Genomic DNA, 24,774 nt, shown 5'->3' with positions numbered 1-24,774 from the left:
GTTCCGACCCGCATAAGCGCCGTCGGGGCTGCACCCTGGGCCAGTCTGTGTGAGGGGCGACGCCGCTCGCGGACGGGGTGCGCCCGGTCTCCCCGCGGGGCGGGCCGGTGCCCCCGTGGGCGGGGCACGCGTTGCGCGGCCTGCACAGTCTCCGGTGGCGACGACCCGGGGCGGGACCGCGCGATCGCAGGGGCGCGCTCCGGTTCAGTCCTCGGACTTGGGGGTCCAGGGCAGCTGCTGGTCGCACCCCGGGGTGAGCCAGGCCTTCACGTACCCGGCGCTCTGGTGGAGGTACTGGTTGAAGAGACTCTTGCCCGTGAGGTGGAAGTCCACGCCGGACATCCGCAGCTCCCCGGAGTAGCAGCGCTCCAGGATCAGCCGGGAACGGGAGACGTGCTGGGTGAACGTCACGGCGGTGACGGTGTCCCAGCCGCGCTGCGCCGCGAGCTCCTGCAGCTTGATGGCCTCTCCCTGCGTGGTGGAGGGATTGGGCTTGAAGCACAGCACCTCCACACCGTCGCGGGGTTCGCAGAAGGACTTGGCGGTGTAGTACTCCACCATCTCGGGCGGGTCGAAGGGCTGGGCGTCCGGTGTGGAGACCACCAGGGTGTCCGCGATGTGCTGGTTGTAGACGAGGTCCTCCGCGTAGGCCATGCGGGCGGGGTCCGGAGGGCCCAGCACGAACACGGCGTCCGAGGTGCGGGGCGGGTCCACGTCCGGGCTGTCGAGGACGGCGTGGCACACGGCGAGCCACAGGGTCACGAGGATCGTCAGGGCGATCAGCACCACGAGGGGCCACTTCCGCCTGAGCGCAGGGGGGTGCCCGGAGGGAGTCGGGGCCACGGGGTTCCTCTCACTGGGGCTGTTCGGCGGGCGCGCCGCGGATATCATCTCACCCAGCACGGCAGCGAACCGCGGCAGCGTGCGCCGGCGGAGAAACACCCAGCAAGGAGTCAGCACATGCGATCGGATGAACACCTCGAACGCGCCGTGACCTGCCCGGTTCCCCTGCGGTGGGGGGACATGGATCCGTACGGCCACGTGAACAACGTGGAGGTCATCCGTGTTCTGGAGGAAGCTCGGATCGCGGCCTTCGGCGTTCCCGTGGGCACGGGGGAGCAGGTGGTCCCGCCCAGGATTCCGCTGTTCTCCGTGCTGCCGGAAGGAACCCAGGCGCTGATCGCAGAGCACCGGGTGAAGTACCTGCGGCCCCTGGAGTACCGCAACGTCCCGGTGGACGTGCGCGTGTGGGTGGTCTCGGCGAGGGCCGCCACCCTGGTGCTGGGGTTCGAGATCCTGGACTCCGCGGACGGCTCCCCGTGCGTGCGCGCGCAGACCCAGCTGGCGTTCTACCTGCCGGAGACCCGCACGGTGCTGCGCCTCACGCGTGAGCAGCGGGACGTGCTCGCGCCGCACACCGCGCCGTCGCCGTTCTGAGACCGGACGGGCGCGCAGGGCTCAGGCCGCGACGCCCGGGGCCGTGGTGAACTGCAGCTCGGCGCGCGTGCGCAGGACCGCGCCGTGCTCGGGCAGCACGCGCCAGGTCCACCACAGCAGGGCGTGGGACTCCCGGTCCACGTGGCACGTGGCGGCCGTGATGGCGGCGGGCTCCTCCGGGTCCTGGACGCAGACCGCCAGGGGCGCGCTCTCCAGCGTGGTCCGGATCCGCGCGAGCTCCTTGCGCAGTCCGCGGGCGGAGTGCTCGGTGACGGTGCAGCCCACCTCCACGCGGGAGGCAAAGGGGGAGGGGCGCGAGATGTCGCGCAGGATGGGCAGCTCGGCGGCGCCGTCCTCGAAGACCCCCACCGTCTCCACCCAGCTCTGCCCCGCGTGGGTGATGACGAACTGGTGGTGCCCGGATCCCACGCGCAGCTCCACGTCCGTGAGCCCGTCCACCCGGAGGCGGCGGCCCGCGGGGGCGTCGAGCACCGGGAGATCCGTGCGGTAGCCGAACTGGTCCGGGCGGCACACGACGTGCCCGGGCACTCGGGTGAGCCAGTCATGCTCCATGCTTGCCATCTTCCTGTCGGCCGCGCGGCAGCCCGCCGCGCCTTCTTAACGATCGAAAATATCCCCGGCTCGGGGGACAGGCAAGCACCGAATGGTCACTGTTCGGTGACGGGAGGCGCGCATCAGGACTGCGGGGCTACGGCAGCGGGCGTCCGCGTGCCGCGGTCCACAGGGCGTACCAGTCCTCGTGCGTCATGAGCTGCGCCGCCCGGGGAGCCTGCGCACAGGCCGCGATCCGCCGGGGATTCAGCGTCCCCACCACGGGGCGGATGCCGTGGGGCAGTCGCAGCAGCCAGCCGACCACTACGGCCTCCGCCGGGACCTCCAGGCGCTCCGCGAGTCGGGCGACCAGCGCGCTCGTGCGCTCCTCGGGCGTGTCGGGGAGGCCCCCGGCACCGGCGGACGACGCCGCACGGTCAGGTTCCCCCGCGGCGTCGACGGCCGGGCGGTCCCGCCGACCCGCCTCGCCCTGGTCCGAGGGGCCGTGGGCCGCGGCGGAGGCCCGGGGAGGGGTGGCACCGGAGTAGACGCCGCCGGCGAGCGCACCCCACGCCTGGATCTCGATGCCCTCCGCGGCGCACAGCTCCGGCAGGCCGCGGGGGAAGGACACGGCGGCCCCGTCCGGGTGGTTGGCCAGCACCTGGGCCTCCACGAGGTTCCGGTGGGCCAGGCTCAGCTGCATCTGCACGGCAGTGACGGGTGCCCGCAGGTGGCGGCGCAGCTCCACCACGTGCTCCGTGGTCATGTTGGACAGCCCCACGGAGCCGATGAGCCCCTCCTGGTGCAGCTCGTCCAGGGCGGCGGCGGTCTCCTCCGGGGGCGTCAGGGGATCCGGGCGGTGCAGGAACAGCCGCTCCACCCGGTCCACCCCGAGCCGTTGCAGGGAACCCTCGAGCGAGGAGCGGACGGCGTCCCGGTCCAGCCGGTAGTGGGCGGGAGCCCCCGCGGGAGCGGTGTTCCCGGGGAGCCGGATGCCGCACTTGGTCTGGACCTGCACGGCCTGGCGCAGCACGGCGTCCTCGCCGATGATCCGCCCGAACACGGTCTCGGAGTCCCCGCCGATGTAGATGTCCGCGTGGTCGAAGAGCGTGTACCCGGCACGGTGCGCGGCGTGCACGGCGTCGCGGGCGGCGTCGTACTGGGCGGCCGGGATGCGCTCCTGGCCCCAGGCACCGCCCAGGTTCATGCATCCGAAGACCAAGGACTGGCTCACGCGCGTCCGCCGTGCTGCTCGGCGGCGCGCCGCAGCCGGGCCGCCTCCGCGAAGGCCGCGGCGGACTCGTCCAGCTGCCCCGCAGACTCGTGGAGAGCGCCCAGCTCGGTGAAGCAGTCGGAACGGTCCCGGAACGAGTCCGGGTCCTGCTCGTAGAAGTCCACGGCGCGGTTGAAGGCGGTCACGGCCTGGGCGTGGCGGCGGGTCTCCCGGTAGACGCGCGCGAGGTTGACGTAGCAGTCCGCCTGGTCCCGCGGCTCGTGCGGGGCGTCCAGGTACTGCCCGAGGGCGTCGAGGAGATGCGTCTCCGCGCCGTGCAGGTCACCGGTCTCCACGAGGAGCGACCCCAGGATCAGGTGCGCACGGGCTTTGTGCTTGCCGCTGCCCTCCAGCCGGGAGAAGTGCTCCAGGGCGCTCTGGTACTCCGCCACCGCCTTGCTGGTGCGGTCCATGACCAGGTGGATGTGCCCCAGGTTGTAGTGGCACGCGGCGAGTTCCCTGTGCGCGGGGCCGGACTCCTGGAAGAGCTCGATGGCCTGCCGGTAGGAGGTCTCCGCCAGGGTGTGGTCACCTCGGTCCTCCGCGTCCAGGGCGCGTGTGAAGAAGCCGTTTCCGTCATCCGAGTAGCTCATCGGCCCGTCCTCCCGGGATCGCAGCGAAGTCCCCCCATGCTACTCGGGGAGCGGGGGTGGCAACCCTGCTGATAATCTCGGACCCACACTCTCCCAGGAGGTCAGGATGGCAGCACAGCACACCGCGCCGGGGCAGGACCCGCGCAATCCCCGCCACGCAGCAGCAGCCCACCACGAGGACCACGCCTCCGTGATCCGTCACGAGGAGCGGCTGGTCATCGAGCGGGAGCAGGCCGAGACGGGCCGCGCCCGGCTGCGCAAGTACGTGGTCACCGAGCCCGTGCGCCAGGAGGTCACCCTGGGCTCCGAGGAGCCGGACCTGGTGCGCACGCCCATCACGGCCGAGGAGCGCCAGGCGTTCCTGGACGGCCGCGAGCTGCCGATCGGGGAGGACGAGGTCATCCTCTACCGCTCCGAGCCCGTGGTGCAGACCGTGCGTGTGCCCTACCAGCGCGTGCGTCTCGTGGCCCGTCGGGTGGAGCGCACCGAGGTCGTCGAGGACACCCTGCGCAAGGAGCACGTGGACATCGAGACCCAGGACGAGCCCCGCGTCTGAGGTCTTGTCTCCCGGCCCTGCCGGTACCACGACGCCGCGCCCCGCCGATCGGGGGCGCGGCGTCGTGCTCTGCCGGGCCCCCGAATGGCGGGGTGCCGCGCTCCGCGAGGGGGCGGCTCACGGGGCGTTGAGCTCTCAGGGGCCACCCTGCGGAACCGGCACGGTGTCCTCCGCCGGACGTGCCGTGGGGCGCGGGCGGCGTCGTCCGTCCGTGGCCGTGGCCCGGGGGTAGGTTGGGCGGGTGAGTGAAACGACCCTGACCCTGATCCGCCACGGCCAGACCGACTGGAACCTGCAGCGCCGGCTGCAGGGACGCTCGGACATCCCCCTCAACGACACCGGCCGGGAGCAGGCACGAGCGGTGGGCCGCGAGCTGGCGGCCTCGGGCGGGCACTGGGACGTGCTGGTCTCCTCACCGCTGCAGCGCGCCAGGGAGACCGCGCAGGTCATCGGGCGGGAGATCGGGCTGGAGCTCTCCCGCACCTACGAGGATCTCGTGGAGCGCGCCTTCGGTGACGTGGAGGGCCGCGACTGCACGGGAATGGGCGACAACGAGCGCCACGCCATGATGGAGAAGCACGGTGAGGCCACCGAGGACGTGGTGCAGCGGGGGCTCTCGGTGCTGCGCACGATCCTCGCGGACTTCCCCGGCAAGGACGTGATGGTGGTGGCCCACGGCACCCTCATCCGGCTCACCCTGGACCGTGTGCTGGACACCGAGCTGCCCAGCCTGGAGAACGGTCAGGTGCTCACGGTCACCGCGGAGCAGGTGCTGTCCGCGGACTGAACGGGTCTCGCCAGACGTTTCCCGCGCCCGTCTGCGGCGCCCGTCCGCCGGGCCCCGCTCAGGACGCGGTGCCCGGGGAGCTGCCGGCCGAGGTGGTAGACGGGCCCGCGGCGTCGTCCTGGTGAGAGCGAGCTGGGCGGTGGGCGTGCAGCAGTGACAGCCCCGTGAACACGAACCCGCCCACGAAGTTGCCCACGAGCACGGGGATCTGGTTCCACAGCCACCAGTCGCCGAACGAGACGTCCGCGCCCAGGAGCATGCCCATGGGGATCATGAAGAAGTTGACCACCGCGTGCTCGAAGCCCAGCCCGTAGAACGCCATGATGGGCAGCCAGATGGCCGCAATCTTCCCGATCGTGTCCTTGGAGACCATGCCCATGAACACTCCCAGGCAGACGAGCCAGTTGCACAGCACGGCCTTGACCAGGACCGTGGCCATGCCGGCGCCTCCCATGGCGGCGTACGCGGTGGTCTTGGCCTGGGCGGTGTCCACGAACTTCTGCCCGAGCGCACCGGCGTCGTGCGAGCCGAAGCCCGTGAGCGCGCCCGCGTAGAGCAGGGCGAACGCAGCGGCGCCGATGATGTGGCCGACGACCACCATGAGGCTGTAGCGACCCACGGCGGACCACGGCACGAGCCCGCGCACCGCCGCCATGGGGGTCAGGGCGAAACCGCCCGTGACGAGCTCCATCCCCATGAGGATCACGATCGTGATCCCGGCGGGGAACAGCACGGCCCCCACCACGGGGGATCCCGAGCTCACGGTCGCGGACACGGCGAACGAGGTGGTGGCCGCCAGGACGGCGCCGCCCAGCACGCCGCGCAGCACCAGGGCACCGGACGACGCGGTCGCCTTCGCCTGTCCGGCGGCGACGGCGTCCGTCACCACGTCTGCGGGTTTCACGGTGGTCATGGCTGCCCTGCTCTCTGTCTTGGGGCGGGCCGGGTGCCCGTCGGTGGCGCCACGGGCGCCCGCACCGGCTCGTGCAGGGGGATGCGAGCGGGAAAACCGTGACCGCACGAGTGTAGGACCGTGCAACCCTGCGGTGAACACGCGCCGTGTCTGGTCCCCGTGCGTTTCGGGTCCTATGGTGGTGGAACATGCGGCAGTGTGGCCGTGGGCGGTGCAGAGGTCGTGGACTCCGGGAGAGCGTTCCGGTGGACCCTGCCCGGAGGTGCCCCACAGGGCGTCACGTGCCACGCCGTGGAGTTACGATCCCCGACTCAACGACAGCTAAGGCGTGATGCAGTAGTGACCTCTCCTCAAGCCACCACCCAGGCCATCCCCACGGTGTGGCAGCGACCGCGATGGAGCGGAGCGCAGGCATGGATCAACGAGTACTACCGCTCCGCGCCGGACGCGGACCTTGTGGGCACCCAGGAACCGGTGCTCACCGACCGGGCCGAGACCCACCGGGAGGTGGGCCGCACCCGCGGCGCCGGCGAGCTGTGCATCGACGTCCGCGAGGACCACGGGGTCACCGTGCTCTACATGGTCACCACCGACATGCCGTTCCTGGTGTCCACGCTGACCACGGAGATCGCCGCCAACTGGGGTGGCGCCAAGCTGGTGCTGCACCCGCTGCTGCTGGCCGTGCGCGACGCCGGCTCCCACGAGCTCACGTCCCTGGACGAGGTCCCCAACATCTCCGCGGTGTCCTCCGGTGACACCACGGCCATCCCCATCACGGACGAGCTGGCCGGGGCGGCAGCCGGGGGCCGTGACTCGTCCACCGCGGTGGAGTCGTGGATCCGCATGGAGCTGCACCGTTCCCTGGACCAGGTGGAACGCGGTGAGCTGGCCCGTCACATCGAGTCGCTGGTGGCGGACGTGAGCCGGGTGGCCGAGGACCAGGAGGCCATGCACGAGCAGGCCCGGGTGATCGCAGACTCCCTCGCGCCCCTCGAGAACCTCACGTTCCAGGACGGCTCCCGGCTTCCGGACGTCCGCGCCTCCCAGGACTTCCTGCAGTGGCTGCGGGACGGCAACTTCGTGTTCATGGGCATCAAGCGCTACGACCTCGAGGCGGACGGCGAGGACGCCGTGCTGCACTCCCGCCCGGACACGGGCCTGGGGCTCCTGCGGGAGCAGGGGTCCGAGGGCCACGCGCAGAAGCTCACGGGTCTGGGCAGCGCGCACGCCCGCGACCACCAGGTGGTGTTCGTGACCAAGGCGACCCGCCGCTCCTCGATCCACCGCCGCGAGTACTTGGACTACATCGGTGTGCGCACGTTCGCCGAGAACGGGGACGTGGACGGGGAGTACCTGATCCTGGGTCTGTTCTCCCGTCACGCCTACTCCGTGCCCGCGCAGCAGACCCCGCTCGTGCGGGAGAAGGTGGAGCGCGTGGTCGAGCGCTTCGGCTTCCTCCCGGACTCGCACTCCGCGCGGGACCTCATGGGGATCATCGAGGACTACCCGCGGGACGAGCTGTTCCACATGTCCGCGGAGAAGCTCTACGAGACGGCCGGTGGCGTGCTGGGGCTCAACGAGCGCCGCCAGACCCGCCTGTTCCTGCGCCAGGACACTTTCGGGCGCTTCATGTCCGCGGTGGTGTTCCTGCCCAGGGACCGCTACAACACCTCGGTGCGTCAGCGCATCGAGACCCAGCTGTTCGAGGTCTTCGACGCCGAGGCCATCGACTTCGAGGTGCGCCTGACCTCCTCCTCCCTGGCCCGCCTGTTCTTCCGCATCCGGCTGCCCTACACGGGCGAGGTGCGGGACTTCGACCACGAGGACCTCGAGTCCCGCCTGCGCGCCGCGGTGCGCTCCTGGCCCGAGTCCCTGGGCCGCGCGATCGGCCACGAGTTCGAGGACGAGAAGGCCGGCGCGCTGGGCCCCGTGTGGGCGGACGCGTTTCCGGGCTCGTACCGCGAGGACTACGAGATCGAGGAGGCCATCCAGGACCTCAAGCGCTGCGAGGAGCTGTGGGGCCGCGACCCGGACCTGCCCGCCGAGGTCCGTGTGGCGCAGACCGAGGACGGACAGGTCCGGCTGAACATCTACCTCACGCAGTCCCTGTCCCTCACCGAGCTGCTGCCCCTGCTGCACAACATGGGCCTGCGCGTGCTGGACCAGCGCCCCTACACGGTCACCCCTGCGGACGGCCGCGAGTTCCAGCTCTACGACTTCGGCGTGGAGCTGCCCGAGGGCGTGGACCCCGAGGGCCCCGAGGACGCCAAGACGGAGGACCTCATCGAGGACACCCTGTGCGCGGTGCTCTCCAACCGCTCGGAGTCCGACAGCATGGACCGCCTGGTGCTCACCGAGCGCATGGGCTGGCGCACCGTGGCCGTGATGCGCGCCTACGTGCGCTACCTGCTGCAGCTGAACTACCCCAACTCGTTCGAGTTCATCGCGGACACCCTGGTGGACCACCCGCAGGCCACGCACGAGCTCGCCGAGCTGTTCTCCGCGAGCTTCGACCCGTCCCGCTTCACGGACGACGACGCCGCCCGCGGCCAGGCGCGCGAGGCCGCCCTCCAGCGGCTGGCCGAGGTGCTGGAGAGCGTTCCCAGCCTGGACGCGGACCGCCTGTTCCGGGCGCTCGCGGACGTGGTCACGGCCACCCTGCGCACCAACGTGTTCCAGAACCGCCCCACCATGGCGTTCAAGCTGGACCCCGCGGCCATCCCCGCGGCACCGCAGCCGCGCCCGGCCTTCGAGATCTGGGTGTGGTCCCCGCGCGTGGAGGGCACGCACCTGCGCTTCGGCCAGGTGGCCCGCGGCGGTCTGCGCTGGTCCGACCGCCGCGAGGACTTCCGCACCGAGGTGCTGGGCCTGGTCAAGGCCCAGATGGTCAAGAACGCCGTGATCGTGCCCACGGGCGCGAAGGGCGGGTTCTTCCCCAAGCAGCTGCCGGACCCCGCGACGGACCGCGAGGGCTGGCTGACCGAGGGGCGCGAGGCCTACAAGCTGTTCATCGCGTCCCTGCTGGACGTCACCGACAACATCGTGCGCGAGGCGGAGACCGGTGCCGGCCAGGAGGTCTCCGCGCAGAACGGGACGGACGAGACCGGGCAGGGTGCGGCGTCGTCGTCCCGCGGGGATGCCACCCCGGGTGCCGAGGGCGGTGCGAGCGGTTCCGCCGAGACCTCCGGCGAGGCCGGGGACACCGTGGTGCACCCCGAGAACGTGGTGCGCCGCGACGGCGACGACTCCTACCTGGTGGTCGCGGCTGACAAGGGCACGGCGGCGTTCTCCGACACCGCGAACGCGATCTCCCTGGACCGCGGCTTCTGGCTCGGGGACGCGTTCGCGTCCGGCGGCTCCGTGGGCTACGACCACAAGGCCATGGGCATCACCGCCCGCGGTGCGTGGGAGTCCGTGAAGCGCCACTTCTTCGAGCTCGGCGTGGACACCCAGTCCGAGGCGTTCACCGTGGTGGGCGTGGGGGACATGTCCGGGGACGTGTTCGGCAACGGGATGCTGCTCTCCGAGCACATCAACCTGATCGCCGCGTTCGACCACCGGGACATCTTCCTGGACCCCACCCCGGACGCCGCGGCCTCCTACAAGGAGCGTGAGCGGCTGTTCAACGCGGGGCGCACCTCGTGGCAGGACTTCGACCGCAGCGTGATCTCCGAGGGCGGCGGCGTGTACTCGCGCCGCGAGAAGTCCATCCCGCTCACCCCGCAGGTGCGCGAGGCGCTGGGCATCGAGGACGGCGTGGAGTCGCTCAGCCCGCAGGAGCTCGTGCGCCGCATCCTGCTCGCGCCGGCAGACCTGCTCTACAACGGCGGCATCGGCACCTACGTGAAGGCCTCCTCCGAGACCCACCAGGAGGTCGGGGACAAGGCCAACGACGCCATCCGCGTCAACGGCGAGGACCTGCGCGTCAAGGTGATCGGCGAGGGTGGCAACCTGGGCGCCACCCAGCTCGGACGCATCGAGGCCGCGCTGAACGGGATCCTGGTCAACACGGACGCGATCGACAACTCCGGGGGTGTGGAGTCCTCCGACCGCGAGGTGAACATCAAGATCCTCGTGGACGGCATGGTCCAGGCCGGGCTGCTCTCCGCGGAGGAGCGCGCGGAGTTCATCGAGTCCATGACGGACGAGGTGGCGGAGCTGGTGCTGCGCACCAACGTGGCGCAGAACGTGCTGCTCACCACCGAGCGCGCCCGCGGGGTCTCCTTCACGGAGATGTTCATCCGGCTCATGCACTGGCTCGAGGACACCGCGGACCTCAACCGGGAGCTGGAGTTCCTGCCCTCCGACGCCGAGCTGCGCGAGCGTGCGGCTCAGGGCCAGCCCCTGACCGGCCCGGAACTGTCCGTGCTCACGGCGTACGCCAAGATCCAGCTCACGGCGGCGCTCGTGGACAGCGACCTCGCGGACGACCCGTGGTTCCACCGCACGCTGTCCCAGTACTTCCCGGCGCAGATCCGGGAGCGCTTCGACGCGGAGCTGGACACCCACCCGCTGCGCAAGGAGATCATCTCCACCGTGGTGGCCAACCAGATCATCAACTTCGGCGGGATCGCGTTCGCGTACCGCGTGGTGGACGACTCCGGTTCGGACCTCGCGGACGTGGCGCGCGCGTTCACCGCGGCCATGGAGATCTTCGAGCTGGAGAGCTACGCCGACCGCCACGCCCAGCTGGGTGCGGACGTGCCCCTGGAGGTGTGGAACCGGATGTCGCTGCGCATGCGGCGCCTGCTGGACCGCGTGGTCCGCTGGTTCCTGCACCGCCAGGACGCGGACACCGGGATCCAGGAGCTCGTGGACACCTACCGTCCCATCGTGGCCCTGCGCTTCGGCTCCGAGCACCTGATGGGCCCGGAGTCCGAGGAGCGCACCCAGACCGAGGCGGAGCTCGCCGAGCGCCACGGCGTGCCGCGGGACCTCGCGGTCGAGTGGGCGGAGCTGCTGGACGCGTTCGCGCTGCTGGACGTGGCGCGGCTCGCCGAGCAGCAGGGCATCACCGGCCCGGCGCAGGACGGGACGGCGGGCGGCGGAGGCGGCGCGGCGGCGTCGTCCTCCGGGCGCGGCCTGACCGGGGGAACGGATGGGAACGGCGTGAGCGTGCAGATGATCGCGCGCGTCTACTTCTCCCTGTTCGACCGCTACGGGCTGGAGAACCTGCTCAACCGCATCAGCGCCCTGCCGCAGACCACCCGTTGGGAGAACATGGCGCGGATCGCGATGCGCGAGGACCTGTACTCCACGCTGGTGGCGCTCGCCGCGCAGGCGCTCGAGTCCCCGGGTGAGGACGCCCAGCAGAAGGTGCAGGCGTGGGAGCAGGAGAACGCGGACCGGCTCGAGCGGCTGCGGGAGGTGCTGGACGAGATCGAGTCCATGTCCGAGTCGGACGACGCCGGTGCCGAGCTCGCCGCGCTGTCCGTGGCGCTGCGCACCCTGCGCGGGGCGCTCGTGGACTGATCCTCACGCCGTCGGCCCCCTCCGACGACGCCGCACCGCGCCCCCGCGGCCCACGCACCCCAGGTGCCGGGCGGCGGGGGCGCGGTCGTGCGCCCGACCGGTCCTGGCGCCCGGCCTGTGTGGGCGTCCGGAGCGCGGGGACCGGGGAGGTGGCCCGGTGGCCAGGCGAACGGCGAGGGCCGGGCCTCACCACACCGGTGCGGGAGCGGCGTCGTGCGTGGCACCGTCACCGTACGATGGGGCGGTGACCGCAGACATCATTGCCACCATCGTGACCGTCGCCCTCATCATCGTGGGCTGCGTGGGGATCGTGATACCCGTGCTGCCCGGATCCATCCTGGCGCTGATCGGGCTGGTGATCTGGGCGTTCGTGGTGCAGGCCCCCGAGGGGTGGGTGGTGCTGGCCCTGGGCGGGACCCTGCTCATCGCGGGGCTGTCCTCGAGCCTGGTGCTCACCAGCAGCAAGCTCAAGCGCCGGGCCATCCCCAACCGCACGCTGCTCTTCGGAGTGGTGGGCGCGGTGGTCGGCATGTTCGTGATCCCGGTGGTGGGCCTGTTCGTGGGGTTCCTGGTGGGGCTGCTGCTCTCCGAGACCGTGCGCAACCGCAACCTCAACACGGCGCTGGCCAGTTCCTGGGTGGCGGCCAAGGCCATGGGGGTGGGGATCTTGCTGGAGCTCACGTGCGCGCTGCTGGCGTCCCTGACGTTCATCGTGGGGGCGATCACGTACTTCGTGACGGCGTGACGGCGTGACAGCCGCAGCCGGCGTGATCGGTGGGGGCGCCCCTACCGGGGTCCCCGACCGGCGGCGGGCCTCTGCTGACGGTGCGGCCCGACCGGAGGCGCGCCCCTACTGGCGGGGCGCCCCGCTGGTCGGCAGCGGAGCGAAATCATGGTGCTCTCTAGTGGAGTAAAAGCACGCTGAGGCCCGTTCTGCTGCATTTACTCCACTTCACAGCACCTCACAGCACCTCACAGCACGGCGCGGCACGGGAGAGTGGCCCACGCGCGCCGTGCAGCTACCTCCTCCAACGCAAAGTGCAGACTTTGCCACTGATCGGCGCTTTTGTGGCAAAGTCTGCACTTTTTATGAGGGCGAAGCCCGCTACCTCTGGGGTGGGGATTCGGTTGATCTCCGCAAGACCCGGTTCACGTCATGGGGGTTCGACGTGTTTCCGTCGCGAGTCGGCTCACAACCGCCAGGGCAGCGGGATGGCCTCCATGTCCTGGCCCGGCTGCATCCCGTCCTCGGGGACCACCAGCAGCACGTCCGCGTGGGCGAGGCCCGAGAGCATGGCCGGGCCCACCGTGGGCTCGGGGATCACCCGGCCGTCCTGGATGTAGGCCGGGATCACGCGGGTGCGGCCCAGGGGGTCCAGTGCACGTCCGGCCGTGAGCCGGCGGGTGGTGGGCAGTCCCTCACCGGTGGCCCCGGCGATCAGCGCGTGGCCCACCGTGAGCAGACCGGTCATGGCGCACAGGGGCGAGCCCGGCAGTGCGAGCACCACGGGACCGTCCTCCGGGAGCTTCGCCAGGATCACGCCGTGAGCCGGTTCCTGCGCCACCCCGTCCAGGATGAGGTGGGCGCCCAGCTCCTCGAGGGCCTGACGGACGTGGTCGTCCTCCCCGTGGCCCGTGCCGCCCGTGGTCACGACCATCTCGGCGCGGGCGTCCAGCAGCGAACCCGCACCCATGGGGGACTCCGTGAGGGCGGAGACCATGCCCTCGCAGCCGTCCGCCACGCGGCGCACCTGGTCCACGTTCGCGCCCAGTTCCCGGAGCACCGCGGGCAGCTGCAGGCTCAGCGAGTCGCGCACCTCACCGGGCCCGGGGATGCCGTCCTCCACCACGTTGGCGTAGCCGAGCAGCACGGTGACGCGCGGGCGGCGTCGTACGGGGAGCATGTCGTGGCCGGCGCTCGCCGCGAGCCCCAGGTGCACGGGGTTGAGCTTGCGGCCCGCACGCAGCAGCAGGTCACCCTGCTGGATCTCCTCGCCCACGGCGCGGACGTCCTGGTTCTTCACCAGGGGAGCGGCGGGGGTGGCGTCCTCCAGGGTGTCGCCCTCCACGGCCCTGCGTCCGTGCTCGGTGTCCTCGGGGACGTCAGCGGCGGGGTCCGCCGGCACCACGTGACCGCGGTGGGCCTCCAGCACGGCACTGGTTCCGTAGGGAACGGCGTCCCCGGTGTTCACGTGGGTGGCTTCCCCGGGGTGCAGCTCCACCACGGCCAGCATGCGCTTTTCCGGGGGCAGGGTCAGCAGTAGCCGCTCGTCGGTCTCGGCGGGCTGCGGGGTGCGGACCCGCCACGGGCCCTCGCCGGCCACCGCCCAGCCGTCCGTGGCGGCCGTGGCGTAGTGGGGGACCGGCATCTCTGCGGTCACGGACTCGGCAAGGGTCTCCTCGAGGCACTGGGCGAGCGGCAGGAGGATGTTGGGCAGCGGCTGGGGCACGCCGTACGCGATGCGGCGGGCCTCGTCCCAGGACGCCCAGTGCGCGGTCGGTTCGGCGGTCTCGCGGTGCTGGGACTGCTCGTGGTCCTCGTGGGCAGGGGAATCGTGCGGGTGCGGAAGTCCGGGCATCTTGTCTCCTCAGCGTGCTGATTCAGTACGAGTCGAGCCTGTGAACATCTTCCCACGTATCCACGTCCGAGGTGCTTCCGGGAGGCACGGTGACCTCCTGCGGACCCAGCCGCCGCCACACGGAACGCAGGGACGCGTTCTCGGTGGGCGCGGCCTCGAGGGCGCCGGAGAGCGCGTCCGTGCGGGCCAGGACCACCAGGTTCTCCCGGCGTCCCTCGCCGGTCACCGCGATCAGCCCTGCCACGTCCGACGCCGCCCGGCCCGCCGCCGCGCGCAGCTGCGCCAGGGCGCGGTGCACGTCCGGCATGTCGCACGCGAGCACGGCGGTCCAGGGGAACCGCTCGGGGGTGGCAGCCAGGGCGACGACGCCCGCGGCCACCGCGGCGGCCGGCCCCGAGAACGGGGGGTCCTCGCGGGCGCGCAGCACGTATAGCGGCAGTGGGAGATCCTCCGGGCCCACGACCACCACGGTCCCGAACGGCAGGGCCGCGTCCACGGTGCGGGCCAGCAGAGTGGAGCCCGCTACGGGCAGCAGGGCCTTGGGAGTTCCCCCGAGCCGCGAGGAGCGGCCCCCGGCCACCACCACGGTGTCGAAACGGGGGCCCTCGTGGGCGTCGCCGCGGGCGGTCATGCGATCAGCGGGCGGGCTCGTCGGCGTCCTGCGCGTCCTCTGCGTCCTCGAAGTCCTCGTCGAGCTCGGGATCCTTGGGACGCTCCTTCTTGGGCAGCCCGGCGATCCGCAGCCCGCACTCCACCACGAGCAGCACGAAGGCGATGTAGTAGATGATCATCGTGGGGTAGAAGTACGGCAGCTGCTGGCTCATGCCCACCAGGGACAGCACCAGCAGGACCACGGAGAGGATCAGCACGACCATGTGCGCGGTGCCGAAGACCCCGGGGCGGCCCTTGCGGGAGAGGTACATGGCCGTGAGTCCGAAGAGGATGGGGAAGAGCAGCTGTCCGGCGAGCGTGATGCCGTCCTGGATGTAGGGGTAGACCCCCATGGCCTGGAGGACGGCGGTGATCACGAGCAGGGCGGGAGCTACGAAGGACTTCATGGGACACCAGTCTAGGTGCGGCACGTGGGAGGACCGTGTGACGGCAGACCCGCCCAGCGGGTGGTCAGGGCGGTGGCTGGCGGGGTGAGGTGCCCCGCCACCGGGGGTGCGGCGTCGTCGAGCGAAATCAGCGGCGGGCGGACCGCGGGGCGGATCAGGCGTGGAGATCCCGGCGGGTGAAGGCGAGGTGGCCGAGGAGGTAGACCACCGCGGAGTAGACGAGAAGCAGACCGATCCCCGCCCAGCCCTCTCCCGTGCTCAGCGGATCCGAGCCGAAGGCCCAGTGGTAGGGCGAGATGGTGGAGAGCCAGTCCAGCGAGTCCTTGCTCCGGGCCACGGCGTCGAACGCGTAGGACGCGATGGCGACCGCCGCCCCCGTGCCCACGGCGAGGCCGTGGCGGCCGCTGGCGGCCCCGGCGGACAGTGCTGTGACCCCGAACGCGAGGCAGAGCACGCCCCAGGCTGCCGTGGTGGTGAGCACGTGGCTGGGCGTGAGGGAGAGTTCTCCGGGGCCGTTGAGCGCCAGGACGACCGCCAGGGTCAAGGCGCACAGCACCAGCACACGCAGCACCAGGGTGCCCAGACTCTCCAGCGCGTACTGGCCGCGGCCCACGGCGTGGGTCAGGCTCAGCTCCAGGCGGCCGGACTCCTCCGCCCCCGCGATCAGCTGAGTCCCCCAGGAGACGCTGGCCAGTGTGGCGATGAGCAGACCGAGCAGGCCGAAGTAGGTGGCCTGGGTGTAGCCGGCTCCCGTGGCGATCTGGTCGAAGCCCAGGGTCTCGGTGAGCGTGGGCGGCATGGCCGCGACCATCTCGCTGAACCCGGGGGTCTGGATGCTCGGGTAGAGGGGAAGGTAGAGGCACAGCACCGCGGTCAACCCGAGGCACCAGCAGAGCAGCCCCCGCAGTCCGCCGCGCAGCTGCCGGCGCAGAACGGGGCACGCAGTGGCGTGAGGCCCGGGGGTGGTCATGACCGCGTCACCGTGCTCTCGTAGAGTTCCAGGACGGATTCCTCGAGGTCGGGGGCCTCGAGGGTGAGCTCGTGGACGGTGTGCTGGGCCAGCGCCTTGAGCAGTGCGTCCGGCTCGCCACGCAGCAGTCCCGTCACCTGGACCGCCGCCGCGTCCGTGGCCCGGACGGTGAGCTCGCTCAGCCCGGGAAGCCCCTCGAAGGCGGCACGCACGGTGTGCGGTGCGGATCCGGAGAGCACGGCGTGCACCCGGGAGGCCCCGGCCAGGCGGAGCGAGGCAATGTCCCCCTCGGCCACCACCGTGCCGTGGGCCAGGATGGAGGCGGCGTCCGCGGTGTGCTGGATCTCGCCGAGGATGTGGGAACTGAGCAGCACCGTCTGGCCGTTGTCTCGCGCCTCGCGGACCATGCTGAGGAACTCGCGCTGCATGAGGGGATCGAGCCCGCTCGTGGGTTCGTCCAGGATCAGCAGCTCAGGGCGGTGCATGAACGCCTGGACCAGTCCGAGCTTCTGCCGGTTGCCCTTGGACAGGGTGTGCACCGGGCGGTGGAGGTCCGGGCCCAGCCGCTGCGCCAGCTCCTCCACGGTGCCGGGTGCCACCGGGCCGCTGATGCGGGCGAAGTCGTCGAGCACGGAGTGGCCGGTGCCGCGCTCGGTGAACCTGACCTCACCCGGCAGGTAGCCGATGCGGCGCCGCAGCCCGGGAGCGGCCCGGTGCGGTGCCACGCCCAGCACCGAGACCGATCCCGCAGTGGGGCGGATGATGTCCACGAGCACGCGGAGCATCGTGGACTTCCCGGCCCCGTTGGGACCGATCAGGCCGTGGACGGTGCCGCGCTCCACGGTGAGGTCTATGCCGCGCAGCGCATGGACGTCGCCGAAGCGCTTGTCCAGGGCGCGGGTCTCGATCACGGGATCCACGGGGTCGTCCTCCACGGGGTCGGGTGCGTGGTTGCCGACCGGGCGTTCACCGGGCCGCACGCCTGTCCAGCGCCCGCTGCACCAGCGCCACGCTCTCCTCGGGCGAGTAGTGCAACTGTCCCACGACCACGTCCAGGTAGGCGGCGGCCGCCCGTGCCGCACTGGACTCCCGGTCGTCACGGCCCTGCGCGATGAACGTGCCCTTGCGGCCGTGGGTCTCGATGATCCCGCGGGTCTCCATCTCCCTGTACGCCTTGGCCACGGTCCCGGCCGCGAGCCCGAGGTCAGCCGCGAGGGTGCGCACGGGCGGGATGCGGTCACCCACCACCAGCTCACCTGCGGAGACGTCCCGCAGCGCGCACTCCACGAGCTGCTCGTACACCGGGGTGGTGGAGTGGGGGTCGACCGTGAACATGGGTGTGCCTTTCCGTCGTCTGCCCTCATCGTAGGGCCCGGCCCACCCCCGGCGGGGTGCGGTGGGGACCCGCGTCACTGCACGTAGGCTGATGGTCGTGTCCGCGCCTGCAGAGCTTCCCCTTCCGCCCGCCGCCGTCCCGGATCCGCACGCGGTGCGGGACTTCGTGGCCCACGCACTGGACCGGGCCCGCGAGCTCGGGCGCCGGCTGCCCGCTCCGGGAGAGGGGCGCACGGCCGAGCTGTGGCGCACCCTGAGCGAGCTCGGGCGCACCGACCTGGCGTACGCGCGCATCATCGAGCCCCACCTGGACGCCCTCGCGATCCTGCGGCAGGCCGGCCGCGCCGACCTCGTCACCGACCACGACACCTGGGCCGTGTGGGCCGCGGAGGGTCCGGGGGAGCCCCTGCTCGCCACGCCGACGACGACGACGCCCGGTCCGGACCGCGCGCCGGGCCTGGGGTTCGCCGAGAACCGGGGCGGCGCGGCGTCGTCGTCGGAGCCGGACGGGAGCGGGGGAGAGGCGCGCACGCCGTCACCCGGTGCGGGCGACGAACCGGGCGCCACCTGGACCCTCACCGGCACCAAACCGTGGTGCTCGCTCGCGGACTCGGTGACCCGCGCCGTCGTCACGGCGCACGTGACGGACGAGCACGGCGAGCCCACCGGGCACCGCCGCGCGTTCGTCGTCGCCACCGACCACCCTGGGTTCCGGCCCGCGCCCGTGGAGCAGTGGACCTCGCACGGGCTCGCGGAGGTCGTCACAGTGCCCGTGGCCTTTGAGGACGTCCCGGCCGAGCCGCTCGGCGCGGACGAGTGGTACCTCACCCGCCCCGGTTTCGGGTGGGGCGGCATGGGCGTGGCCGCCATCTGGCTGGGCGGCGCGCAGTCGGTTGCGGACCTGCTGTGGCGCCAGCTGCGCCACCCCCGCCGTCCCGTGGACGACGCCGCCCACACCGCCCTCGGGCAGCTGGACCTCACGCTCGGGGCGGCCCGCGCCGTGCTGGAGCAGGCCGCGGCGGCCGTGGACGCGGGCGACGCCGCCGGGGACCGCGGCGCCGCCTGGGCCCTGCGCGTGCGCCGCACCGTGGCCGACGCCGCCGAGACGGTCATCCGCGTGGTCTCCCGCGCCACGGGCCCCGGCCCGCTCACCGGGGACCCCGCACACATCCGCCGCGTGGAGTCGCTGCAGGTCTACATCCGCCAGGACCACGCCGAGCGGGACACCGCCGCGCTGGGGCGGACGCTGCTCGAGCTGGGGGAGGAGGACACCCCGTGGTGACCTTCGACCACCGGGAACCGGGCACCCCGGAGGAGGACTGGGCCCGCTGCGGCGCCCTGCACCGCGCCCCGGAGCTGGAGCTTGCGGGCGTGGACCGCGCCGTCGTGTTCGCCGCGCACCCGGACGATGAGACCCTGGGTGCGGGCGGCACCGTGCGCCGGCTCGCCCGGCAGGGCACGGAGGTGCGGGTGGTCGTGGCGACCCTGGGGGAGAACTCCCATCCGGACTCCACCACGTTCACGCCGGACGAGCTCGCGCGCCTGCGCCACGAGGAGCTGGCCGCCGCGGTGCAGACTCTGACCGGGCAGGATGCGCCACCCGTGTACCTGTCCCTCACGGACGGTGGCCTCACCGAGGAGCAGCTGGAGGCCCCCGTCGCCGAGCACCTCGACTGGGCGGGCCAGGGGGAGAGTCCGCTCGCGGTTGTCACCTGGGAGCGGGACGCCCACACCGACCACGAGGTCCTCGCCCGCACGGTGACCCGCGCCGCCGGTGCGCGGGGTGTGCGCTGCGTGCAGTACCCCGTGTGGTTCTGGCACTGGGGTTCGCCCACCCGGCTGCCGCGCGGTCTGGTGCGGGTGCCGCTGTCGGAGGAGGACCGTGCGGCCAAGCGGGACGCCCTGGCCCACCACGTCACGCAGGTGCGCCCGCTCTCGGACCGGCCCGGTGACGAGGTGCTGCTGGGTCCTCACGTGGTCGCGCACTTCGACCGCCCCGCCGAGCACTTCGTGCTGGCCGCCCCGGGGCAGTCCGCGGTGTTCGACCGCGTGCACTCCGACGCCGAGGACCCCTGGGACGTGGACACCTCCTGGTACGAGCGGCGCAAGCGCGAGGTGCTCCTCGGCTGCCTGCCGCGTCCGCGCTACGAGCGTGTGCTCGACATCGGCTGCTCCACGGGCGCGCTCACGGCGGAGCTCGCCCAGCGGGCGGGTGCCGTGACCGCGGTGGACGCGAGCGACGTCGCCCTGCGTGCCGCCCGCGCCCGGCTCGCGGAGGAGGGCGCCGCGAACGTCGAGCTCGTCCACGCCGTGCTGCCCGCAGAGTGGCGGGAGGAGTGGACTCCCAGAGACCTGATCGTGGTGAGCGAGATGGGGTACTTCTGCTCGCCCGAGCAGTGGGACGAGCTGCTGGAGCGCTGTGCCACCGCCCTGGAGCCGGAGGGGCACCTGGTGCTGTGCCACTGGCGCCACCCCATCCAGGACTGGCCCCTGGACGGCGCGGACGTGCACCGCGAGGCGCGTTGCCGCCCGGACCTGCGGCGCGTGGTGAGCCACCGGGAACGGGACTTCGAGCTGGAGATCTTCGAACCCGTGCCGCGGGAGCAGGGATGATCCGGCGAGTCGCGGTGGTGGTTCCGGCCTGCAACGAGGAGGAGCGGGTGGGGCGGTGCATCGCGTCCGTGGCCGCGGCGATTGCGGCGGCCTGCACCACGGCTCGTGTAATGGAGGCGCCGTCGCAGACGGCCCCCGGGGCAGTCCCTGCCGTGCCCACGGGGTCGGAGCCCGCGCCGCCGGGGGACGACGCCGCCGTGCCGCCGGCCGACTCCGAGCTATCGTCTCCCGACGGACCCGACGGACCCGGCGGACCCGACGGACCCGGCGGACCCGACGGACCCGGCGTGTCCGCGCCGCTCCACGTGACCGTGGTGCTCGCCGCGGACGCGTGCACCGACGACACGGTGGAGCGCGCGAGCGCCGCGTGGGCGGCGTCGGGACTGCCCGAGGGCACGACGCGGCTCGAGGTGGTGACGGGATCGTGGCGCAGTGCGGGCGGGGCCCGAGCGGCCGCGGCGTCGTGGGCGCTGGCGAACTGCCGGCCGGAGTGGATCGCATCCACGGACGCGGACACCGCGGTGCCCGAGAACTGGGTTGCCTATCAGCTGGAGCGCGCGGCTCACGGGGTGGACGCGGTGCTCGGGACCGTGGAGCCGGACCCGGCGGAGTGCCCGGTGGCCGTGTACCGCCTGTGGCAGCGGGAGCACACGCTCGCGGAGGGGCACCCGCACATCCACGCCGCGAACATGGGGGTGCGAGCGCGCAGCTACGAGCGTGCGGGTGGGTTTCCCGCGCTGGAGTGCAGCGAGGACGAGGCGCTCGTGGCCGCACTGCACCGGGTGGGAGCGCGCATCGAGGCCACGGACCGGATCCGGGTGATCACCTCCGCGCGGTTCGAGGGTCGCGCCGAGCTCGGCTTCGCCCACCACCTGCTGGGCCTCGCGCAGCTGGCCGGTCAGCCGGAGGAGGCGCCGTGGCCGGGGGCCGGACAGTCGCAGCGGCCCGAGCCCGCGGGCCGCCCGAACGGCCCGGAGTTCTTCGCCCACCGCAAAAACGCTTGAACCCCCACCCCCGGTCCTGGCTACCGTGGGTGGGAAAGAGCACGTCACCACACAGGAGGTATCTCGTGAGCGAGAAAAGCATCACTGTCAGCCGTGTCATCGACGCCCCGGCGGAGGAGATCTTCGAGGTCTTGACCCTGCCCGCCAAGCACCCCGGCCTGGACGCCTCCGGGACCGTCATCTCCGGCACGGACCAGCGCATCCAGCAGGTGGGGGACGTGTTCGTGATGAACATGAACGCCGAGATGATGGGCGGGGACTACAAGATGGAGAACCACGTCACCGGCCTGGACCCCAACAAGCTCATCGCGTGGAAGCCCTGCCCGGAGGGCACTTCCGTGGAGGACAACGGCTGGGAGTGGATGTACGAGCTGCAGCCCGAGGGCTCGGACTCCACCACCGTGACCCTCACCTACTCGTGGGAGCACGCCAACCCCAAGGTGGAGAAGAAGGTCAGCTTCCCGGTCTTCGACCAGAACGTCCTGGAGGAGTCCCTGGACAAGCTCGCCGCGTCCGTCTCGGGTTCCTGACACCCTCGCGGGGCCACGGCCCCGCGCGCCGGTGAACGACGCCGCCCGCACTCTCCCACGGAAGGGTGCGGGCGGCGTCGTGCTCGGGGGCACGCCCGGACGATGCCGCGCGGTCGCCTCCCCAGCCCGGGCGACGTCGTCCGGGCGTAGCCTGGCGGGGGCCGGGTGGGACACGGACGACCACGTGGTGCCCGGAACAGCGGATCGTCAGCGAGCAGAAGGTGGCTTCGAGCATGGGATCGTCGCGCACGGCGTGGGAGGGCTACGAGAAGGGCAGCTCGGGGTACCGGCGGATCCTCGTGGCGCTGCTGTGCGCGGGGGTCGCGACGTTCGCGCAGCTGTACTCGGTGCAGGGTGTGCTCCCCATTCTCGCCGAGGACCTCCACGTGGACGCCGCACAGTCTGCGCTCGCGGTCTCCTCGGCCACCATGGGCCTGGCGGTGGGCGTGATCCCGTGGTCCCTGGTTTCCGACCGGTGGGGGCGACGTCGCACGATGGTCGCCGCGGTGAGCGCGGCCACGGTGCTCGGTGTGCTCGTGGGGCTCATGCCCACGTTCGAGTCCCTCGTGGCCCTGCGCTTCGTGGAGGGCGTGGCCCTGGGTGGCATCCCGGCGGTGGCCATGGCCTACCTCGCGGAGGAGGTCAGCTCGCGCCACGGAGCAGCGGCGGCGGGCACCTACATCTCCGGAACGAGCCTCGGCGGGCTCTCCGGCAGGATCGTGGCCGCACCCCTCGCGGACTTCTTCGGCTGGCGCGTGGGCACGTCGGTGGTTGCCCTGATCGCGGCGGCCGCCGCCGTCGTCTTCATCCTGCTCGCCCCGCGGCAACGCGGTTTCACGGCTCAACCCGTCAAGATCACGGGCGAGCACGGGCTGCTCGAGCACCTGTGGATCAACCTCAAGGACCCCCGCCTGCTCACGCTCTACCTGCAGGGCTTCCTGCTCATGGGCGGGTTCGTGGCCGTGTACAACTACATCGGCTTCCACCTGGGCGAGGCCCCGTACAGCGTGCCGCAGAGCGTGATCTCGGTGCTGTTCCTGGCCTACCTCTCCGGCACGTGGTCCTCCGCCCGGGCCGGGGGCCTCGCGGGGCGATTCGGTCGGAAGCCCGTGCTGCTCGGCTCCGCCCTGGTGATGCTCGGCGGACTGCTGCTCACCGCCGTGCCGTGGCTGCCGGTGATCGTGGCGGGGGTGCTCGTGTTCACGGCCGGGTTCTTCGCGGCGCACTCCGTGGCGAACGGGTGGGTCCCCGCGCTCGCCACGGAGGGCCGGGCGCAGGCGTCTTCGCTGTACACGCTGTTCTACTACGGGGGATCGTCGGTGCTCGGCTACGCGGTGGGCGTCCCCTTCACCGCCGCGGGGTGGAACGGGGCGGTGCTGTGCATCACGGGGTTGATCGTGGCGGCCGTGGTGCTCGCGCTGACCTTCCTGCCCCGAGCGGCAGCATCCTGCCGATAGGCCACCTCCGGCGGGTTCGACGACGCCGCGGAGCCTGGAAAGGCAACATCTTGCCGGTTTACGGGGTTTGGCGGCAGAATGAGGTCCACTGAACCGTAATCGGCAACTTCTTGCCGGAGGGGGACTGATGCAGGGGATCGTGGAGCCGGGTGAGGCCATCCGGAGAGCACGCCGTGAGGCGGGTCTCACCCAGAAGGACCTCGCGGACCTCTCGGGCGTCTCCGAGAGGACGGTGCGCGCCATCGAGACGGGACGGGGCAACCCCACGGTGGCCGCCCTCGTCGCCACCGCCGGCGTGCTCGGTCTGCGGGTGAGCGTGGCATGACGGCGGACGTGCAGCGCCTGCGCTCGGTCGCCGCGGCGGACGTCTACAAGGCCGGACGGCTGGCGGCACGACTGGAACGGGGTGACGCTGCGAGCACCGTGTTCACCTACGACGAGCAGTACCGGCAGCTGGGAGGCCCTCCGGTGGCGACGACGCTGCCCGTCCAGGAGGCGCCCGTCGCCACGGCCTCGGGCGGGGTGCCCGCGTTCTTCGCGGGTCTGCTGCCGGAGGGTCACCGTCTGACCGTCCTGCGGAACGCGATCAAGACGAGTCCCGATGACGAGCTCTCCCTGCTCATGGCTGTGGGGGCAGATGCCCCGGGGGACGTCCAGGTGGTTCCCGCGGGAACCCCTCCGGCCGAGCCCGACCCACTGGTCGACACGGCTCACCTGCAGGACGTCGACTTCTCACGACTCGCCACCGCTCTGGACCTCCACGCCCTGCCGGGGGTCCAGGAGAAGGCCAGCGCGTCGATGCTCACCGCCCCCGTGGCCGCGGCGGAGAAGCGCTACATCCTCAAACTGGATCCCCCGGACCACCCCCATCTCGTCGCCAACGAGGCACTGCACCTCGCCGCCGCGAGGCACCTCAGGATCCCGGTGGCCCCGGCGCAGACCGTGGTGGACCGTCATGGCGTTGCCGGGCTGATGGTGGAGCGGTTCGACCGGACATTCCGCGACGGCAGCCGGTCCCGCAATGCCGCGGAGGACGCGTGCCAGGTCATGGGGCTGGCTCCGGCGGCGAAGTACACCCTCACCTCGGAGGAAGTGGTGCGCGCGCTCGCGGACACGACGGCGGCTCCCCTGGTGGCCACCAGAAACCTCTACCTGCAGTTCGTGTTCTCCTGGCTGACCGGCAACGGCGATCTCCACGCGAAGAACGTCTCCGTGCTCGCGGGCACCGGCGGACGGTTCGAGGTGGCCCCCGTCTACGACGTGCCCTGCACGCTCCTCTACGACGACAGGACCCAGGCGCTGCCGGTGGACGGGCGGGTCAAGAACCTTCGGGCGGGTCACTGGGCAGCCTTCGCCCGTGCCATCGGGCTGCCGGAGCGCGCGGCCCACTCGGCGAACGCGCTGGCGCTGAAAGCCGCGAGCACCGTCGACCTCGAGGCCCTGCCGTTCCACGGGTCCCCCCTGCGATTCGCGGAACGGGAGCTGCGCCAGCGGCGGGCCGAGCTGGCCGGCTGAGCCCCGCGGCGTCGTCGGGCGGAAAGCACGGCACGAGAGCGCCGGGGTGAAGCGGTTCGACCGCAGAAGCGCGAGCGAGTGGCCGGGGCGGGAAACGGCCGGTCATCGCGTGGGCTGTGATCTGGCTCTA

At 72.1% G+C, this 24,774-nt stretch carries 23 protein-coding genes; 12 read left to right on the top strand and 11 right to left on the bottom strand.

The features are described 5' to 3' along the window. Window positions 1-204 precede the first annotated feature (204 nt). The gene (locus tag D9R02_RS01980) at window positions 205-843 is read right to left on the bottom strand and encodes a YdcF family protein (RefSeq protein ID WP_257744629.1); all 639 of its coding nucleotides are present in this window, start codon (window positions 841-843) and stop codon (window positions 205-207) included. A gap of 117 nt (window positions 844-960) precedes the next feature. On the opposite strand from D9R02_RS01980, the gene D9R02_RS01975 reads away from it, so the two are divergent. Then, complete coding sequence (locus D9R02_RS01975; RefSeq protein WP_121566223.1) at window positions 961-1,437, top strand: acyl-CoA thioesterase; 477 nt, start codon at window positions 961-963, stop codon at window positions 1,435-1,437. Between the two features lie 21 nt (window positions 1,438-1,458). On the opposite strand, the gene D9R02_RS01970 is transcribed toward D9R02_RS01975, so the two are convergent. The 3 genes from D9R02_RS01970 to D9R02_RS01960 form a co-directional block, all read right to left on the bottom strand. Next, a complete protein-coding gene (locus D9R02_RS01970) occupies window positions 1,459-2,010 on the bottom strand; it encodes a DUF2617 family protein (RefSeq protein WP_121566222.1) in 552 nt (183 codons plus the stop codon). A 136-nt stretch (window positions 2,011-2,146) separates the two neighbouring features. Beyond that, window positions 2,147-3,223 (bottom strand): aldo/keto reductase, encoded by a 1,077-nt coding sequence (locus D9R02_RS01965; protein WP_259463889.1) that lies wholly within the window; start codon window positions 3,221-3,223, stop codon window positions 2,147-2,149. Then, a complete protein-coding gene (locus D9R02_RS01960) occupies window positions 3,220-3,855 on the bottom strand; it encodes a tetratricopeptide repeat protein (RefSeq protein ID WP_121566221.1) in 636 nt (211 codons plus the stop codon). Before D9R02_RS01960 ends, D9R02_RS01965 begins: the two co-directional genes overlap by 4 nt. A gap of 106 nt (window positions 3,856-3,961) precedes the next feature. Between D9R02_RS01960 and D9R02_RS01955 the strand changes: the two genes are divergently transcribed. Continuing rightward, complete coding sequence (locus D9R02_RS01955; RefSeq protein ID WP_121566220.1) at window positions 3,962-4,411, top strand: YsnF/AvaK domain-containing protein; 450 nt, start codon at window positions 3,962-3,964, stop codon at window positions 4,409-4,411. 241 nt (window positions 4,412-4,652) lie between these two features. Further along, window positions 4,653-5,198 (top strand): histidine phosphatase family protein, encoded by a 546-nt coding sequence (locus tag D9R02_RS01950; protein ID WP_019311080.1) that lies wholly within the window; start codon window positions 4,653-4,655, stop codon window positions 5,196-5,198. A gap of 58 nt (window positions 5,199-5,256) precedes the next feature. On the opposite strand, the gene D9R02_RS01945 is transcribed toward D9R02_RS01950, so the two are convergent. Next, complete coding sequence (locus D9R02_RS01945) at window positions 5,257-6,111, bottom strand: formate/nitrite transporter family protein (protein ID WP_019311081.1); 855 nt, start codon at window positions 6,109-6,111, stop codon at window positions 5,257-5,259. A 339-nt stretch (window positions 6,112-6,450) separates the two neighbouring features. Between D9R02_RS01945 and D9R02_RS01940 the strand changes: the two genes are divergently transcribed. Together D9R02_RS01940 and D9R02_RS01935 are read left to right on the top strand one after the other, a co-directional pair. Then, window positions 6,451-11,583, top strand: coding sequence for an NAD-glutamate dehydrogenase (locus tag D9R02_RS01940; RefSeq protein WP_121566219.1), 5,133 nt, complete (start codon window positions 6,451-6,453; stop codon window positions 11,581-11,583). A gap of 244 nt (window positions 11,584-11,827) precedes the next feature. After that, the gene (locus D9R02_RS01935) at window positions 11,828-12,328 is read left to right on the top strand and encodes a DUF456 domain-containing protein (protein WP_039100971.1); all 501 of its coding nucleotides are present in this window, start codon (window positions 11,828-11,830) and stop codon (window positions 12,326-12,328) included. 445 nt (window positions 12,329-12,773) lie between these two features. Here D9R02_RS01935 and D9R02_RS01930 read toward each other — a convergent pair whose 3' ends face one another. From D9R02_RS01930 to D9R02_RS01905, 6 genes are all read right to left on the bottom strand, one after another. Beyond that, entirely contained in the window at window positions 12,774-14,162 is a 1,389-nt protein-coding gene (locus tag D9R02_RS01930) for a molybdopterin molybdotransferase MoeA (protein ID WP_121566218.1), read from the bottom strand. A gap of 22 nt (window positions 14,163-14,184) precedes the next feature. Next, window positions 14,185-14,793, bottom strand: a complete 609-nt coding sequence (gene mobA / locus D9R02_RS01925; protein WP_121566217.1) for a molybdenum cofactor guanylyltransferase — start codon at window positions 14,791-14,793, stop codon at window positions 14,185-14,187. A 4-nt stretch (window positions 14,794-14,797) separates the two neighbouring features. Then, a complete protein-coding gene (locus tag D9R02_RS01920; RefSeq protein WP_121566216.1) occupies window positions 14,798-15,220 on the bottom strand; it encodes a hypothetical protein in 423 nt (140 codons plus the stop codon). A gap of 154 nt (window positions 15,221-15,374) precedes the next feature. Further along, window positions 15,375-16,190 (bottom strand): ABC transporter permease subunit, encoded by an 816-nt coding sequence (locus tag D9R02_RS01915; RefSeq protein ID WP_059280707.1) that lies wholly within the window; start codon window positions 16,188-16,190, stop codon window positions 15,375-15,377. Beyond that, entirely contained in the window at window positions 16,187-17,110 is a 924-nt protein-coding gene (locus D9R02_RS01910) for an ABC transporter ATP-binding protein (RefSeq protein ID WP_121566226.1), read from the bottom strand. Before D9R02_RS01910 ends, D9R02_RS01915 begins: the two co-directional genes overlap by 4 nt. Window positions 17,111-17,156: 46 nt before the next feature. Beyond that, a complete protein-coding gene (locus D9R02_RS01905) occupies window positions 17,157-17,525 on the bottom strand; it encodes a GntR family transcriptional regulator (protein WP_121566215.1) in 369 nt (122 codons plus the stop codon). Between the two features lie 97 nt (window positions 17,526-17,622). Between D9R02_RS01905 and D9R02_RS01900 the strand changes: the two genes are divergently transcribed. From D9R02_RS01900 to D9R02_RS01870, 7 genes are all read left to right on the top strand, one after another. Beyond that, entirely contained in the window at window positions 17,623-18,807 is a 1,185-nt protein-coding gene (locus D9R02_RS01900; RefSeq protein WP_183085933.1) for an acyl-CoA dehydrogenase family protein, read from the top strand. Next, complete coding sequence (locus D9R02_RS01895) at window positions 18,801-20,138, top strand: PIG-L family deacetylase (RefSeq protein WP_121566214.1); 1,338 nt, start codon at window positions 18,801-18,803, stop codon at window positions 20,136-20,138. Before D9R02_RS01900 ends, D9R02_RS01895 begins: the two co-directional genes overlap by 7 nt. A 287-nt stretch (window positions 20,139-20,425) precedes the next feature. Then, window positions 20,426-21,142 (top strand): glycosyltransferase family 2 protein, encoded by a 717-nt coding sequence (locus D9R02_RS01890; protein ID WP_259463887.1) that lies wholly within the window; start codon window positions 20,426-20,428, stop codon window positions 21,140-21,142. Window positions 21,143-21,207: 65 nt separating this feature from the next. Then, window positions 21,208-21,672 carry an SRPBCC domain-containing protein gene (locus D9R02_RS01885; protein WP_121566212.1) on the top strand — a complete coding sequence of 155 codons (465 nt, stop codon included), beginning with the start codon at window positions 21,208-21,210 and terminating at the stop codon, window positions 21,670-21,672. Between the two features lie 233 nt (window positions 21,673-21,905). Beyond that, window positions 21,906-23,129, top strand: coding sequence for an MFS transporter (locus tag D9R02_RS01880; RefSeq protein WP_259463886.1), 1,224 nt, complete (start codon window positions 21,906-21,908; stop codon window positions 23,127-23,129). Window positions 23,130-23,256: 127 nt separating this feature from the next. Further along, window positions 23,257-23,454 carry a helix-turn-helix transcriptional regulator gene (locus D9R02_RS01875; RefSeq protein ID WP_019310632.1) on the top strand — a complete coding sequence of 66 codons (198 nt, stop codon included), beginning with the start codon at window positions 23,257-23,259 and terminating at the stop codon, window positions 23,452-23,454. Beyond that, on the top strand, window positions 23,451-24,644 hold the full coding sequence (locus D9R02_RS01870; RefSeq protein ID WP_121566210.1) for a type II toxin-antitoxin system HipA family toxin: 1,194 nt from the start codon (window positions 23,451-23,453) through the stop codon (window positions 24,642-24,644). The genes D9R02_RS01875 and D9R02_RS01870 overlap by 4 nt, the downstream gene beginning before the upstream one ends. The last annotated feature ends 130 nt before the right edge of the window (window positions 24,645-24,774 follow it).

The sequence above is a fragment of the Kocuria rhizophila genome (assembly GCF_003667225.1).
In the GTDB taxonomy this organism is placed as follows: Bacteria; Actinomycetota; Actinomycetes; order Actinomycetales; family Micrococcaceae; genus Kocuria; species Kocuria rhizophila.
This window is presented reverse-complemented; position numbering and strand designations above follow the sequence as displayed.

Bases quoted from the DNA above. Each gene is read 5' to 3' on its own strand.
- D9R02_RS01975 (WP_121566223.1), top strand. From the start codon at position 961: ATGCGATCGGATGAACACCTCGAACGCGCCGTGACCTGCCCGGTTCCC.
- D9R02_RS01970 (WP_121566222.1), bottom strand. From the start codon at position 2,010: ATGGAGCATGACTGGCTCACCCGAGTGCCCGGGCACGTCGTGTGCCGC.
- D9R02_RS01960 (WP_121566221.1), bottom strand. From the start codon at position 3,855: ATGAGCTACTCGGATGACGGAAACGGCTTCTTCACACGCGCCCTGGAC.
- D9R02_RS01955 (WP_121566220.1), top strand. From the start codon at position 3,962: ATGGCAGCACAGCACACCGCGCCGGGGCAGGACCCGCGCAATCCCCGC.
- D9R02_RS01945 (WP_019311081.1), bottom strand. From the start codon at position 6,111: ATGACCACCGTGAAACCCGCAGACGTGGTGACGGACGCCGTCGCCGCC.
- D9R02_RS01930 (WP_121566218.1), bottom strand. From the start codon at position 14,162: ATGCCCGGACTTCCGCACCCGCACGATTCCCCTGCCCACGAGGACCAC.
- mobA (WP_121566217.1), bottom strand. From the start codon at position 14,793: ATGACCGCCCGCGGCGACGCCCACGAGGGCCCCCGTTTCGACACCGTG.
- D9R02_RS01920 (WP_121566216.1), bottom strand. From the start codon at position 15,220: ATGAAGTCCTTCGTAGCTCCCGCCCTGCTCGTGATCACCGCCGTCCTC.
- D9R02_RS01915 (WP_059280707.1), bottom strand. From the start codon at position 16,190: ATGACCACCCCCGGGCCTCACGCCACTGCGTGCCCCGTTCTGCGCCGG.
- D9R02_RS01905 (WP_121566215.1), bottom strand. From the start codon at position 17,525: ATGTTCACGGTCGACCCCCACTCCACCACCCCGGTGTACGAGCAGCTC.
- D9R02_RS01880 (WP_259463886.1), top strand. From the start codon at position 21,906: ATGGGATCGTCGCGCACGGCGTGGGAGGGCTACGAGAAGGGCAGCTCG.
- D9R02_RS01875 (WP_019310632.1), top strand. From the start codon at position 23,257: ATGCAGGGGATCGTGGAGCCGGGTGAGGCCATCCGGAGAGCACGCCGT.
- D9R02_RS01870 (WP_121566210.1), top strand. From the start codon at position 23,451: ATGACGGCGGACGTGCAGCGCCTGCGCTCGGTCGCCGCGGCGGACGTC.